Source organism: gamma proteobacterium symbiont of Scutellera amethystina (assembly GCF_059730845.1).
The window spans coordinates 522,265-535,941 of record NZ_AP035936.1; the positions used below are offsets into that span (position 1 = coordinate 522,265).

Here is a 13,677-nt window from a genome sequence, read left to right on the forward strand (position 1 = left end):
CTGCGGCTGGCAAAATTCCGCAGAATTTTTCTCCAGTTTATCCCGCTTAGTGATTATTATTCTCGCTAAATTTAAGGGACGATGATGCACACAATGACGAAAAAATGGCTGTTTGCCGCGCTAACCGCGCTGGTGATGATTCTGGTTTTCTGGGCGTATTCGGCGTCACGCAGTAAACCCAATCCGCTGATGACCGCCGCGGTGCGCCAGGGCGACATCGAAAACGTGATTGCCGCCACCGGCAAAATGGACGCGATTGAGCGCGTTAACGTCGGTGCGCAGGTCTCCGGTCAGGTGAAAAAGCTGTATATCAAAGCCGGCGACAACGTGCGCAAGGGCCAGTTGATCGCGGAGATCGATGATCAGCCGCAGCGCAGCGATCTGCGTAATGCGCAGGCGGCGCTGAGCGTGGCGCAGGCGGATTTACAGACCCGTCAGGCTACGCTGGTACGCCAGCAGGCGCAGTTTCAGCGCCTGCAGCAGATGATTAAAACCAACGCCGTTTCCCGCCAGGATTTTGATACCGCCGCCGAAGCGTGGCGCATCGCCCAGGCAGAGCTGACGGCGCAGCAGGCGCGGGTGATTCAGGCGCAGATCGAAGTGGATAAAAAGCAACTCGATCTCGGCTACACGCGCATCATGGCACCGATTGACGGCACGGTGGTGGCGATCGTCACGAAGCAGGGCCAGACCGTAAACGCCGTGCAGAGCGCCCCGACCATCGCCAAACTGGCGCAGCTCGGCACCATGACCATCAAAGTGCAAATCTCCGAGGCGGACATTACCAATATTCAGCCCGGCCAGCAGGCGTGGTTTACCACTTTCGCCAATCCGGATAAACGCTACAACGCCACGCTGCGCAGCATCGAACTGGCCCCTGAGTCGGTGATGAAAGATGATGCACTGATGGGTAACAGCGAAAGCAATACCGTAAGCAGCACGAACGCGGCGGTGTATTACAACGCCCTGCTCGATGTGCCGAACCCGGATAATGCACTGCGCATCTCCATGACGGCGCAGGTTAATCTGCTGCGTGACCAGGCGAAAAACGCGCTGCTGGTGCCGGTACAGGCCACGAAAAAGGCCAGCGATGGTCGTACTTACGTCGAAATCGCGGATCAAAATAATCAGCCTGAGAAGCGCTACATCACCACCGGCATCAGCGACAGCGTTGACATTCAGGTGCTGAGCGGGCTGCGCTTAGGGGAAAAAGTGATCCTTGCCACGCAGCAGCCGGGCGCGGACAAGGTGGTGATGTGAATATCATCGAACTGCACAACATTCAGCGCAGCTACGTCAATGGTTCCCAATCCCTGCAGGTGCTGAAAAACATTAATCTGCAGATTGCCAGCGGCGAAATGGTGGCGATCATCGGGCCCTCGGGCTCAGGCAAATCCACGCTGCTAAACATTCTTGGCTGCCTTGATGCGCCGGACAGCGGTAATTACCTGATTGGCGGTAAAAATACCGCCACGCTCTCGCCCGATGCGCTGGCGCAAGTGCGGCGCGAGCACATCGGCTTTATCTTTCAGCGCTATCACCTGATGCCAGATCTCAGCGCGCTGAGCAACGTTGAAATACCGGCGATTTACGCCAATTTATCCGGCACCGCACGCCGTCAGCGCGCCGCACAGCTGCTGGCACGGCTCGGATTACAGGGGCGCGAACAGCATAAGCCGGGCGAGCTGTCAGGCGGCCAGCAGCAGCGTGTCAGTATTGCGCGTGCACTGATCAACGGTGCCGAAATTATCCTCGCCGATGAGCCCACCGGCGCGCTCGATTCGCACTCCGGTGAAGAAGTGCTGCGCATCCTCAGCGAACTGAACCGCGAAGGTCACACGGTGATTATCGTTACCCACGATATGAAAGTGGCGCAGCACGCGGAACGCATCATTGAAATTCAGGACGGCGAGATTTTTGCCGACAGCGGCAGCGCTGCCACGGCCGCAAAAACGCGCTTTACGCCAGCGCCACGCAAGCGGCAAAGCAGATTCCGCGGTCTGCTTGACCGGCTGCGCGAATCATTACGCATGGCGCTGAATGCCATGAACGCCCACCGCCTGCGCACCGCACTGACTATGACCGGCATCATCTTTGGCATTGCCGCCGTCGTCACCGTGGTGGCGCTGGGCCAGGGCGCGCGGGAAAAAACGCTGGAGAGCATTTCCGGACTGGGTACCAATGTGGTTTCTATCTATGCCGGGGGCGATTATGTCGAGGATGATGCGCATCCGGTACAAACCCTGGTGATGGCCGATGCCGATGTGATTGCGCGCCAGCAGTTTGTCGCCGCCGTCAGTCCGGAGATCATCGCCACACAGCCCATTCGCTACCTGGCCAACGCCTCCAAAACTTCAGTTTCCGGCGTAGGCGTCGACTATTTTCGCATTCAGGGCATTAAGCTGGTGGAAGGCAGCAACTTCAGCGATGAGCGGCACGCGCGCCAGGAAGTCATTATTGATATCAACACACGCAATAAATTATTTGGCGAACAGGGCCCGAGCCCGATTGGCAAAATGATTGTGCTGGGATCGGTGCCGGTGCGGGTTATTGGCGTGGCCAACAATGAAGATGGGCTTTCGCCCAACCGTCTCAGCGTCTGGCTGCCGTGGAGCACGGTGATGTATCGCATCAGCGGTCAGACCGCGCTCACCAGCATAAGCATCAAACTTAAAGATGATGTGGTGAGCGGTGCGGCGGTGGAATCGCTCACCCAGCTGCTGACGGCGCGCCACGGCACCAAAGATTTCCTGATGTTCAACCGGGACAAGTATCGTAAAGCGATAGAAGGTGCGGCGGCCACGCTGACGCTGCTGATTTTACTGGTGGCTTCGATTGCGCTCATGATCGGCAGTATTGGCGTAATGAACATCATGCTGGTGTCGGTGACCGAACGCACCCACGAGATTGGTGTGCGCATGGCGGTGGGTGCGCGACGCGGCGACATTATGCAGCAATTTATGATTGAGGCCGTGCTGGTGTGCCTGGTGGGCGGATCGCTCGGCGTGGCGCTGTCTCTGGTGATAGGTCCGGTCATTTCACTACTGGCTGGCGGCGTGCTGACCGCCATTTACTCGTGGCAATCGGCTGGCGCAGCGTTTGCCTGCTCAACCATTATCGGCATGATATTTGGTTATCTGCCCGCGCGCAAAGCCGCACGAATGGATCCGGTCGCCGCGCTCGCCAGCGAATAAAATCAGCAACCGGACCGGCACGTTATTCATGCTGGTCCGGTCATTTCAGGTCTAATCCGAAAGTCATTAAATCAATTAGCCCCGCAGGTCATCATCGGCGTAGACTGAACGCGTCTCTAATTTAGACACATCACCGATTATCTATTCGATGGCCATCACTCGCCCGAGAGTAAGTTATGTTAGAACCGCACTATTTTTATTTATGTCACGATCCGGACGCCGGCTGGGTATTGCATAAAAAAGGCTGTTACGTACTGGAATTTGAAGAAGAAAAGCGCTTTATCGGCTCTTTGTATACCGTGCATCAGGCGCTGACGGTAGCGCGTATCCACCATCCGCAAATAGCCTGTTGCCGCGACTGCCTGCTGGACAAAGGCCGGTCGAAAAGAACGCCGGTTAATAAAGAGAAAAATCTGATTCCCTCTCGCCATTTTGACGACGACCAGAAAAAATAACGGTGCAGATTACGCAAACGTAATGTGTTTTGAAATGGTGAAATAAACTCACCCGCTTCGCGTTTATTTAGCCGCAACCGGATTCATTTCTGAAAAATAACCGACGGGTAAGTCGGGAAATCCACTCAGCGTTTGTCGCCTGACGGTTTGATATTAAAGCAGTTATCCACAACTGACGTGCAAAGAGGCTGGCTTATCCTGTGGATAAACGCCTGGGCTCCGCCTGTTGCGCCCGCTGAGCAGGATTGGTCAAATTTCGAACGCCAGCCTGCTGCTTTTGATAGCTTTCAGCCGGGCCGGAAACAGCAAAGCCGCCCGAAGGCGGCCTTAACGCAGTGAACCAGTCTGAACTTAGTTATACAGTTCAGCCGTCATGTGCACGCGGTTGTTGGTGTTGGCTTCAGTAATTTTATACTGAGCGCCCTGCTCTTGCGCCTGCGCGGCGATTTTAGCTTCTGCACCGTCCAGCGTAGAGGAAGTCACGGTTACGCTCTGGGCAAAGCTGGCAGCTGACATCAGTGAAAGAGCGGCAACAGCGGCGATTGACATAGCTTTAATGGTTTTCATGGTCTTATTCCTTAATGGTTGTGGCTGAAGGCTGTGTGCCTTCGATGGAACTAATAATAACTCAGGTTACTATACTGCAATTGATAATTAGTGCGGTTATCGTGATCGTGCTAATTATTTCTGATCGCCCGGTTGCGCCAGCTCAGCGCGCACCGTCGCGATAAATTGCGGCCAGTGGGCAAAACGAATCACCGGAACGTGAGCATGGCGTTGCGTGCGTAATGCATCTGCAAAAGCCAGCGCCTGCCGGTTGATATCCACGTTGTTCAGCATATTGCGTTCTCCTGCCAGACAGTCTGCGCTGCATATTCAGCAATATCGCCAGAATGATTGATACGCTGCGAGCCTGACTGCACGACAAAAAAGGCCGCCCGTCAGGCGACCCGTTCTGGCACATCCCTGTGCAACCATCCATTATTTGTAGAGTTCAGCGGTCATGTGCACCAGGTTGTTGGTGCTGGCTTCCAGAATTTTATATTGCGCGCCCTGCTGCTGAGCCTGAGCGGCAATTTTCGCTTCGGCACCATCCAGTGTGGTGGAGGTGGCTGAAACGGTTTGCGCGAAGCTGGCAGCAGACATCAGGGAAAGCGCGGCGGCGGCGGCAATGGTCAGTGTTTTGATAGCTTTCATGGTCATATTCCTTAGCGTTTGATGAGAAGGCGCTGCGCCTTCGATGGGGATAATAATAACTATGTTTACTATTACAAAATTGATAATTAGTGCGAATACTATGATCGCACTAATTGTTAATGTGTGATATTTGAATTATTTATTTATAATCAATAGGTTGATTGGATTTCAATACCCATAAAGCGGCACAGAGCGTTAAAGCAGCCATCATGTTGAAGGCGAATTGTCACTGAAACAGCAGACGAATGGTTGACGGGGGGATGGGTCTGAGCATGGGCGCGAAAATGTCGCGCCGCGGCTTTGTGGAGGGATGTCTGACCTCAGACTTTATTTTTATAATTGAAACTGATCTGCGAATTTTGCTCGCGCGGAAGTCGTCTGGCTTCTAAATATACTGATTTCCAGTACGGATTATTCAGTGACGAGCGCATCACGCCCTGGCTGACTGATGCATGCAGAAACTGGCGATCGGTGTCGTAAAAGCCGACGTGCAGCTCATGCTTAATGCGGAAGAACACTAAGTCGCCAGGCTGTAAATGCGCCTGATCGACCGGCTTACCCATGGCAATCAGTTCACGCGTTGTGACGCGATCCATGGGAATATTGAAACGATCTTTTAAGGTGCGCCAGACAAATCCGGAACAGTCAACACCGGATAATTGCGTTCCGCCCCACTGATATTTGGTGCCTTCCCACGAATGCATTTGATCGTGCAAAGCGGCTATTACCGGAATTAAATCGGGCTGTTTACCACCGTCCTGCGAGGTATCAACACTTTCCTGCTCCGGTGCTGGCGAGGAGTGAGACGAGCAGCCAGCCAGGGTTAATAACATCAGGCAGGCAATCAGGTTGCGGGCCGCAGTAGCAATCATAGGGTGACGTTTCACAGTGGATAACAGGGATAGCAGATTTATACCGTAAAGAAGTTGCAGAAATAAAGCGTCTCCGCCCGAATTCTTGCTGTCTTCACTATTTTTACCTAAGTTTACAGAATGGTAACGCTATGTATTTAGGATAAAAATCTATATCTTTTGCTGCTTTGCGCCGACAGCGCATATTTATCCGGCAAATTGCGTTTAAATTTTATTCCGCAGCCTGACCGACGGACCTGCTGCGAAATAACCGGAAAGCTTATTTGCGCACGTTATCGCGCAGCGGCGACTCCGGCAGCAGCAGCGACAGTATAAACGCCAGCAGCATAACGCCGGTGGCCATCTGAAATGCGGCATGCACCGCATCACTGAACACCAGCAAATAAGCCTGACGCAGCGCTGCAGGCAAATGGTTCACGGCGACCGGATCCAGCGAAGGCGGCAGCACGTTACCCTGCTCTATCAGTCGGGTCGCTCCGGATTTCAGCACGTGACTGAACACGGCACCAAACAGCGCAACGCCGATCGAACCGCCCACCGAGCGAAACAGCGTAACCGATGAGGTCGCTACGCCGATGCGATCGGGCGTCACCGCATTTTGCACCGCCAGCACCAGCACCTGCATAGTCATGCCCATTCCCATGCCGAGCACGCTGGAGAACAGATAAATGTGCCAGAGCGGCGCATCCAGCGTCAGCGTGGTCATCAGCGCCATCCCGGTTGTGGCCAGTAGCGTCCCGGCGATGGGGAACAAACGGTATTTCCCGCTGCGGCTAATCATGCGACCACTAATGATCGAGGTGACCAGCAGCCCGCCCATCAGCGGTAACAGCTGTAGTCCGGCCTCGGTGGGCGTGGCGTTTTTTACCACCTGCAGATAAAGCGGCAAAAACGTCACGCTGCCAAACAGCGCCATGCCGATAATAAACGCCATCAGACTGGCGAGGGAAAAACTGCGATTGCGGAACAGATCCAGCGGAATGATCGGTTCCCATGCGCGTCGCTCCTCATAGATAAACCCCAACACGCCAACCAGCCCCATGGCCAGAATGCACCATAGCTGGGGATCTGACCATTCGCGCAGCGTGCCGCCTTCACTGGTAAACAGCGTCACGCCCACCAGCGCCAGGCTGAGAAACACCGCACCCGGATAATCGATTTCATGGGGTTTGCGTCGGCTATCCGCTTTAAACACCGCATTAATGATCAGCAGAGCCAGCAGGCCGAGCGGCAGATTAATGTAGAAAATCCAGCGCCAGGACATGTGCTGCACGATAAAACCGCCCAGCAGCGGCCCAATCACCGTCGCCAGACCAAACACGCCGCCAAACAGGCCCTGGTACCGGCCGCGATCGGCGGGCGGAATGACATCCGCGACCGCCGCCATGCTCACCACCATCAATCCACCGCCGCCCAGTCCCTGCAGTGCGCGGGTAAAAATCAGCTGCGGCATGTTTTGCGCCAGCCCACACAGCGCCGAGCCCAGCAAAAACAGCACCACCGAGATTTGCAGCACCATTCGGCGGCCAAACAGATCGCCAAATTTGCCGTATAGCGGCACAACCAGGGTTGAAGCCAGCATGTAAGCAGTGACGATCCACGACAGGCGATCCAGCCCGCCCAGTTCGCCGACGATAGTCGGCAGCGCGGTTGAGACAATGGTCTGATCAAGCGCGGAAAGCAGCATCACCAGCATCAGCGCGCCCATCAGCAGGTGAATGGAAGGCGGGCTGGTTGCCCCGCTGTCGCGCTGCGATGTGATAGATTGAGGTTTCATAACGACACCGTTTGAAATTAATTAAATGCACAATTAATATTAATCGAAGTCTGACACGAAACCCGTGAGTACGTAAAGATGACCGCACAAAAAGTGATGGAGAGCGAGACAGCGCCTTCTGATAAACCCCGCCGACCGGGCCGTCCACGCGGCGGCGCAATCAATGCCCAGCAGCGCGAGCACCTGCTGGACATCACGCTCGCGCTGTATGCGCAAAACGGCATCGCGGAAACCTCGCTCAACGCCATAGCCCGTAAAGCTGGCGTCAGCCCGGCCATGCTGAATTACTATTTTCAGTCGCGCGAGTCACTGCTGGATACCGTGGTCGCGGAACGCTTTGTGCCGTTACGGCAACGGCTGGAAGCGCATTTTGTCGAAGAGAGTAGTGACCCTGTCGCTGCGATCAGCGGATTTATTAAAGAGTTTGCGGATATCGTGCTGAGTCATGACTGGTTCGCACCGCTGTGGCTGCAGGAAGTCGCCAGTGGTCAGGGGCTGGGCGGCACGCTGAAACAGCGTCACGGTCATGCCGGACGCGAACGGATTCGCGCGTTGCTGATTCAGTGGCAGCAGCAGGGATTACTGAACAACCAGCTGAATGTCGATGTGCTGATGACCTCAATTCTCAGCATGGTGCTGGTGCCCTTTACGCGCTTTGCCCACGAGCCGGGCTTTGATACCGAAATGATTCTGCAGCACACCCTGAGCATGGTGTGCCACGGTATACAGCCGCGCAACTGAGTCAGGCGTCGTCGCCGTGGGTCAGCGTCTCTAACTGCTGCCAGAAATCTTCCGGCACCGGCTGCACCCGGGGAGGCGGCTCGGCAATGTGCTGTTCAAGGGAGGCCAGCAGCTGCTGGGTTTCACTGTTCTGTTTATCGCAAGACGTTGAAGACATATCTAAAACCTAAAAAAACATCAGGCGATTATTGTAAGGATTTCACGCAAAGAATAAATAAACGAGACGGGAAAAAGGGATCTGCCCTGCTTTTTTTTGCCCTCCGCGCAACTTTTTTACCGACTGCGGCGAACTGTCTGGCTGAACACCCCTAACCGGACCTCTTTCACCGCAGGAGCAGATCATGACAACTATCAGGCATCTCATCGCTACCCTCACTCTCGGCACCACGCTGAGCCTCGCCGCCTTCGCTGCCAGCGCGGCGCTGCCCGTCGGGGCCAAAGCACCTGACTTTGAACTTCAGGGCGCGCTGGCCGGTAAGCCGCTCACCTTCTCGCTGCAGCAGGCGCTGCAAAAAGGGCCGGTGGTGCTCTACTTCTTCCCGGCGGCCTTCAGCGCGGGTTGTACCATCGAGGCGCACGACTTCGCCGAAGCCACGGATGATTTCAAAAAAATGGGCGCCACGGTGATTGGCGTCACCGCCGGTAACACCGAGCAGATCAGCGATTTTTCTAAGCTGGAGTGCCGTGACAAATTCGCCGTGGCTGCCGATCCGGGTGCCAAAGTGGCCGCCGAATATAAAACGCTGATGCAGATAAAAGGCAAAACGCTGTCTGACCGCACCTCTTATGTGATTGCCCCCAACGGCAATATTCTGCTGAGCTATACCGACAGAAACCCGGATACCCATATCGAAAAAGCGCTGGCGGCGGTGAAAGAGTATGACGCTGCGCATCCGCAGCAAGCGCAGTAAGTGAGAGGCCAGCCATGTTAACCGCGATGCTGGCCGCCTTTTTGGGCGGCATCATCCTCAACCTCATGCCGTGCGTCTTTCCGGTGATTTCGCTGAAAGCGCTTGGCCTGCTGCGCCATCAAAGCCAGGCTGCCAGCGCGCGCCGGGAAGGCCTCGGACTCCTGCTCGGCGTGCTGGTGACCATGATGGCGCTGGCTGGCATTCTGCTGGCCGCACGCGCGGGTGGCGCCGCGGTCGGCTGGGGCTTTCAGCTACAGTCACCGCTGGTGATCGCCCTGCTGTCGCTGGTGATCCTGGCTGCCGCGCTTAACCTGCTTGGCGTCTTTGAGGTGGGACTAACGGTGCAGCGCGTCGGGGCCATCGACATCCAGCGCGGCGCTTTTTTGCGTTCCGCGCTGACCGGAGCACTGGCGATCATCGTAGCCACACCCTGTGCCGCGCCCTTTATGGCCAGCGCCATCGGCTACGCGCTGGTGCAGCCCCCTGCGGTTGCGCTGGTCATTTTCTTTGCGCTGGCGCTCGGCTTCGCCGCGCCGTTTACCCTGCTGTCGCTGTTCCCGCCGCTGGCACGATTTTTACCGCGTCCTGGCGTCTGGATGGATATCCTTAAGCGCGGGCTGGCCTTTCCCATGCTCGGTGCCTGGGCCTGGCTGGTGTGGATTCTGGCCCAGCAGGCGGGCAGCAGCGCGCTGGCCGTTGTGCTGGCCGCCTCGGTGGTACTGGCGTTTGCCGGCTGGCTGTATGGCATGGCGCAGCAGCGCCGCTTTGCCGGAAAAGGGCACAAAGCGCTGTTCAGCGTCACGGCGATATTGCTGATTGCGGTGATCGCGCCGCTGCCGGGGCTGATCAAGCCAGGCGCGGCGCTGCAAGGCGATATACAGGCGCAGGTCAGCAAACAGACGTGGACGCCGCAGGCGGTGGCCGCTCAGCGCGGGCATGGCAAAGCGATTTTTGTCGATTTTACCGCATCATGGTGCATCACCTGTCAGGTGAACGAGAAGACCTCGCTGTCGACCCAGGCGGTGAAAACCGCACTGGCGAAAACCGGTACGCTGTACATGGTGGCAGACTCGACTAAATTTAACCCGGACGTTGATGACGTGATGAGTGAGTTTGGTCAGGGCGGTTTACCAATGTACCTGGTGTATCCGGCTGATGGCGGACCACCGAAAGTACTGCCGCAGGTGCTGACACCCGGCATCGTAGTGGATGCGTTAAACCAGGCGGCAGCGAAGAAGACGTAACGGCAACAAGGCAGCGTATGCACACAGGCGATAGCGCACGTGAAAACTGGCCCGGACTGATGGAACGCGCGCAGGCCGGGGATCAGTGTGCCTATACCCGGCTGCTGCGGGCGCTGGTGCCGGTGATACGCGCGCAGGTGCGGCGCAGGCTGAGCGATGAAGCCCTAACGGAAGATGTGATTCAGGATGTGCTGCTTACGCTGCATCGCGTACGCCATACCTACGATCCCGCTTACCCTTTTCTGCCCTGGCTGACGGCAATAGTCTCGGCGCGTGCCGTTGATGCCCTGCGCCGCCGCGGCCGCCAGCAGCACTGCGCGCTTGACGACGCTCAGGCCGCCGATCCCGCCAGCACGGCAGAACAGCAGCAGCTGGACACCCGGCAGGAGCTGGCGGGCTATCTCAGCCAGCTGCCGCTGCGTCAGCGTGAAATCGTTGAGCATGTTCATTTGCATGAAATGAGCCTGAACGAGGCGGCGGCACACCATAATCTGAGCGTATCGGCGGTGAAATCGCTGTTGCACCGCGCGCTCATCAATCTGCGCCGCTTTGGAGCAAACCATGACTGACCATCATTTGCTGATTGAAAAACTGGGGCGCGATCTGCGCCCGGTGAAACGCCCGCCGGCGACCGGAAAACGCGTGCTGGGCTGGCTGGCGCTGGCGCTACCGGCCGGCATCGCGGCCAGTTTGCTGGTGCCGCGCACCCTGACCGACTGGTCGCAGGCCGGCGCGATGCAGGCCGCGCTGCAACTGATGCTGGCTTTTATCCTCGGGCTGCTGGCGATGCGCAGCGCCTTTGAACTCAGCATTGCCGGCCGGCGCGGCATCAGCGCAAAGCTGCTGTTGCCGCCGGGCCTGCTGTGGCTGGGATTGAGCGCCAGCAGTCTGCTGCAGACGGCCGCGCCGCTGCAGCAGCACGACACGCTGCCGTGCTTTGTTTTCCTGCTGGTGGTGAGTCTGCCGATGCTGCTGCTGACCATCCTCAGTCTGCGCCGGACGCGGGCGCTCTATCCGGCCCGCAGTCTGGCCATGGCGGGCCTGGGCGTCGCCTGCATGGCGGTGAGCCTGCTGGCGTTCTGTCATCCGGTGCACCTGCATGCACTGGATTTGCTGCAGCACCTGGCGGCCATTGTAAGCATCATCGTGCTGACCGTATTGCTTGGCCGGCGCTGGGTGCAGATCGCCTGACGAGGCCGGCCAGTGACGCTATCAGGGAATGATGCGCTCCGCACGCAGCCGGTCGAACAGCTGGGTGAAGGAATCCAGCGTGGCGCGATAGCCGGTAAAGCCGGCTTTACGGCTCTTGCTCATATCGGTAAACGCCTCCATCGGCCGGCCCAAATCCGCATCGGTGTGCCACCACGACGCCAGTTTATCGATGTCTGCTTCACGCAGCTGATAGCGCGCAGCGATCTCACGCCAGGCCGCTGCGGCTTCGTGCATGCGTCCTTCCAGCGGCATCATCTGCGCCGGATAGTCTGCAGCTTCAATACCGAAATAGTCTGCCAGACGCGGCCACAGCCAGTTCCAGCGGAACACATCGCCGTTCACCGCATTGAAATCCTGATTGGCAGCCCCTTCAGCACTGGTCGCCCACAGCAGCTGTTCCGCCAGTAAACCGGCTTCGGTGACATCGGCCAGACCGTTCCACTGCTGCGGCGAGCCGGGAAAGATGAACGGCCAGCCTTTTTCACGGCACAGCGTGGCGTAAACGGCCAGCGTCTGCCCCATGTTCATGGCGTTACCCAATGCATAACCGATGATGGTGTGCGGACGGTGCACGCTCCAGCTGTAGCCATATTGCTCTGCGCCTGCAAACACTTCATCTTCCTGCGCATAGTAAAAGTTATCGACTGGCTGACGTCCCTGCTCTTCGCGGAACGGCGTCACCGGCACCGCGCCCTTGCCATACGCTTCGAACGGACCGAGGTAGTGCTTCAGCCCGGTCACCAGTGCCACATGCGCACCGTTCAGCCGCTCGCCGAGCGCGGCAATGACGTTATGCACCATGCCGCCGTTGACGCGAATGTTCTCTTTTTCATTCGCCTGGCGTGACCAGACGCTAAAGAACAGCGCATCCGGTTTTTCCTGCGCCAGCGCATTGCGCACCGCTTCTGCATCGGTCAGATCGGCCGTCAGACTGCGGCAGCCTTCCGGAATGGCGCCGCGTCCGCGCGACAAACCGGTTACCTGCCAGCCCTCACTTTGCAGCCTTTCCGCCAGCGCACGACCGATAACCCCGCTGATCCCCACGATTAACGCCTGTTTTTGCATGTCGAATCTCCTCTGTTGCAGTTATCCTTAGCGTAATAGAGAATTAAATTCTTAGCCGTGGCATTAATTCACATCATTCCTGAACTGGATTCACCAATACATGCACGATCAGCGTCTGAAAGACATCGTTCCTTTTGTCGCCAGTGTTGAAAGCGGCAGTTTTGCCGCTGCTGCTGAGCGTCTGCACCTGACCGGTTCCGCCATCAGCAAAAGCGTGACGCGGCTGGAAGCGCGGCTCGGCTCTCGCCTGCTGGAGCGCACCACCCGCAGCCTGACGCTCACCGACGCCGGCAGCGCCTATTATCAGACCTGCCTGCGGATTATGGAGGAGCTGGCGGAAGCCGAAGCGGTACTGGCGGCGCAGCGCACCATTCCTTCCGGGCGATTGCGGCTGGCAGTGCCGAATACCTATGGCCGGCTCGGCGTGATGCCGCTGCTGATTCCGTTCTGTCAGCAGCATCCGGATGTGGAACTCAGCCTGACTTTCTCGGATCGCTTTATTGATCTGTTTGATGAGGGCATTGATGTCGCGGTGCGCATCGGCGGTTCGCCGGATCTGCCCGCCTCGCTCGGCTGCCGGGCGATGGGCCGCGAGCGTATGGTGTTTTGCGCCGCGCCGGACTATCTGGCGCGCGCAGGCAGACCAACCAGCGAGAGTGAGTTGCTGCGGCATCGGGCGATTCTGTACGAGCGCGTTGACGGCAGCACCAAGCCGTGGCTGTTCACCACTGAGGATGGACATCCGCACTGGCGTCAGGTGCCGTCTCGCATGGCGCTGGGTGACGTGGATGCCCAAATGCAGGCGCTGTGCGCTGGCCTTGGGGTGGCGCAGATGCCGTCATGGCTGGTGCGTGACGCGCTGGCGAGCGGCGCGCTGGAAGTGATTGTGCCGCAGCAGCAGCCGGACGGTCTGCCGCTGTCGGTGATTTGGCCGCGGCGCAAACAGCTGCTGCCGAAGGTCGACGCGCTGCTGGCGGCGCTTGACGGCCTGCAGATCAGGTAAAACGCC

At 57.7% G+C, this 13,677-nt stretch carries 16 protein-coding genes; 9 read left to right on the top strand and 7 right to left on the bottom strand.

From position 1 onward, the window contains the following. The first annotated feature begins 84 nt into the window (after nt 1-84). The 3 genes from AC6I79_RS22440 (at nt 85) to AC6I79_RS22450 (ending at nt 3,649) form a co-directional block, all read left to right on the top strand. Nucleotides 85-1,260 (top strand): efflux RND transporter periplasmic adaptor subunit, encoded by a 1,176-nt coding sequence (locus AC6I79_RS22440; protein WP_222952401.1) that lies wholly within the window; start codon nt 85-87, stop codon nt 1,258-1,260. Continuing rightward, entirely contained in the window at nt 1,257-3,194 is a 1,938-nt protein-coding gene (locus tag AC6I79_RS22445) for a MacB family efflux pump subunit (RefSeq protein ID WP_127834973.1), read from the top strand. Before AC6I79_RS22440 ends, AC6I79_RS22445 begins: the two co-directional genes overlap by 4 nt. A gap of 176 nt (nt 3,195-3,370) precedes the next feature. After that, entirely contained in the window at nt 3,371-3,649 is a 279-nt protein-coding gene (locus AC6I79_RS22450) for a hypothetical protein (RefSeq protein WP_021508976.1), read from the top strand. A 351-nt stretch (nt 3,650-4,000) separates the two neighbouring features. Here the strand turns inward: AC6I79_RS22450 and AC6I79_RS22455 are convergent, their stop codons facing one another. From AC6I79_RS22455 to AC6I79_RS22475, 5 genes are all read right to left on the bottom strand, one after another. After that, nucleotides 4,001-4,216, bottom strand: coding sequence for a YdgH/BhsA/McbA-like domain containing protein (locus AC6I79_RS22455; RefSeq protein ID WP_058770290.1), 216 nt, complete (start codon nt 4,214-4,216; stop codon nt 4,001-4,003). 114 nt (nt 4,217-4,330) lie between these two features. Beyond that, nucleotides 4,331-4,489: a hypothetical protein gene (locus AC6I79_RS22460; RefSeq protein ID WP_165899342.1), complete on the bottom strand. Its 159-nt coding sequence runs from the start codon at nt 4,487-4,489 to the stop codon at nt 4,331-4,333. Between the two features lie 141 nt (nt 4,490-4,630). Next, entirely contained in the window at nt 4,631-4,846 is a 216-nt protein-coding gene (locus AC6I79_RS22465; protein ID WP_059009207.1) for a YdgH/BhsA/McbA-like domain containing protein, read from the bottom strand. A gap of 320 nt (nt 4,847-5,166) precedes the next feature. After that, nucleotides 5,167-5,718 (bottom strand): C40 family peptidase, encoded by a 552-nt coding sequence (locus tag AC6I79_RS22470; RefSeq protein ID WP_021508972.1) that lies wholly within the window; start codon nt 5,716-5,718, stop codon nt 5,167-5,169. Nucleotides 5,719-5,977: 259 nt separating this feature from the next. Then, nucleotides 5,978-7,495, bottom strand: a complete 1,518-nt coding sequence (locus tag AC6I79_RS22475) for an MDR family MFS transporter (RefSeq protein WP_159377637.1) — start codon at nt 7,493-7,495, stop codon at nt 5,978-5,980. A 78-nt stretch (nt 7,496-7,573) separates the two neighbouring features. Here AC6I79_RS22475 and AC6I79_RS22480 point away from each other — a divergent pair, with 78 nt between their 5' ends. Further along, nucleotides 7,574-8,236, top strand: a complete 663-nt coding sequence (locus AC6I79_RS22480; RefSeq protein ID WP_058770292.1) for a TetR/AcrR family transcriptional regulator — start codon at nt 7,574-7,576, stop codon at nt 8,234-8,236. A gap of 1 nt (nt 8,237) precedes the next feature. Here AC6I79_RS22480 and AC6I79_RS22485 read toward each other — a convergent pair whose 3' ends face one another. Further along, nucleotides 8,238-8,393 (bottom strand): hypothetical protein, encoded by a 156-nt coding sequence (locus AC6I79_RS22485; RefSeq protein WP_021508969.1) that lies wholly within the window; start codon nt 8,391-8,393, stop codon nt 8,238-8,240. A 184-nt stretch (nt 8,394-8,577) separates the two neighbouring features. Here AC6I79_RS22485 and AC6I79_RS22490 point away from each other — a divergent pair, with 184 nt between their 5' ends. The 4 genes from AC6I79_RS22490 to AC6I79_RS22505 are packed head-to-tail and all read left to right on the top strand — an operon-like array spanning nt 8,578 to nt 11,582. Continuing rightward, nucleotides 8,578-9,147, top strand: a complete 570-nt coding sequence (locus tag AC6I79_RS22490) for a peroxiredoxin (protein WP_498027787.1) — start codon at nt 8,578-8,580, stop codon at nt 9,145-9,147. Between the two features lie 14 nt (nt 9,148-9,161). Then, nucleotides 9,162-10,391, top strand: coding sequence for a protein-disulfide reductase DsbD family protein (locus AC6I79_RS22495; protein ID WP_498027788.1), 1,230 nt, complete (start codon nt 9,162-9,164; stop codon nt 10,389-10,391). Nucleotides 10,392-10,408: 17 nt separating this feature from the next. Beyond that, nucleotides 10,409-10,960 carry a sigma-70 family RNA polymerase sigma factor gene (locus tag AC6I79_RS22500; protein ID WP_498027789.1) on the top strand — a complete coding sequence of 184 codons (552 nt, stop codon included), beginning with the start codon at nt 10,409-10,411 and terminating at the stop codon, nt 10,958-10,960. Then, nucleotides 10,953-11,582 carry an NrsF family protein gene (locus tag AC6I79_RS22505; protein WP_498027790.1) on the top strand — a complete coding sequence of 210 codons (630 nt, stop codon included), beginning with the start codon at nt 10,953-10,955 and terminating at the stop codon, nt 11,580-11,582. The genes AC6I79_RS22500 and AC6I79_RS22505 overlap by 8 nt, the downstream gene beginning before the upstream one ends. Before the next feature lie 21 nt (nt 11,583-11,603). Here AC6I79_RS22505 and AC6I79_RS22510 read toward each other — a convergent pair whose 3' ends face one another. Beyond that, the gene (locus AC6I79_RS22510; RefSeq protein ID WP_498027791.1) at nt 11,604-12,668 is read right to left on the bottom strand and encodes an SDR family oxidoreductase; all 1,065 of its coding nucleotides are present in this window, start codon (nt 12,666-12,668) and stop codon (nt 11,604-11,606) included. 100 nt (nt 12,669-12,768) lie between these two features. Here AC6I79_RS22510 and AC6I79_RS22515 point away from each other — a divergent pair, with 100 nt between their 5' ends. Next, a complete protein-coding gene (locus AC6I79_RS22515) occupies nt 12,769-13,671 on the top strand; it encodes a LysR family transcriptional regulator (RefSeq protein ID WP_021508963.1) in 903 nt (300 codons plus the stop codon). Nucleotides 13,672-13,677 lie beyond the last annotated feature (6 nt).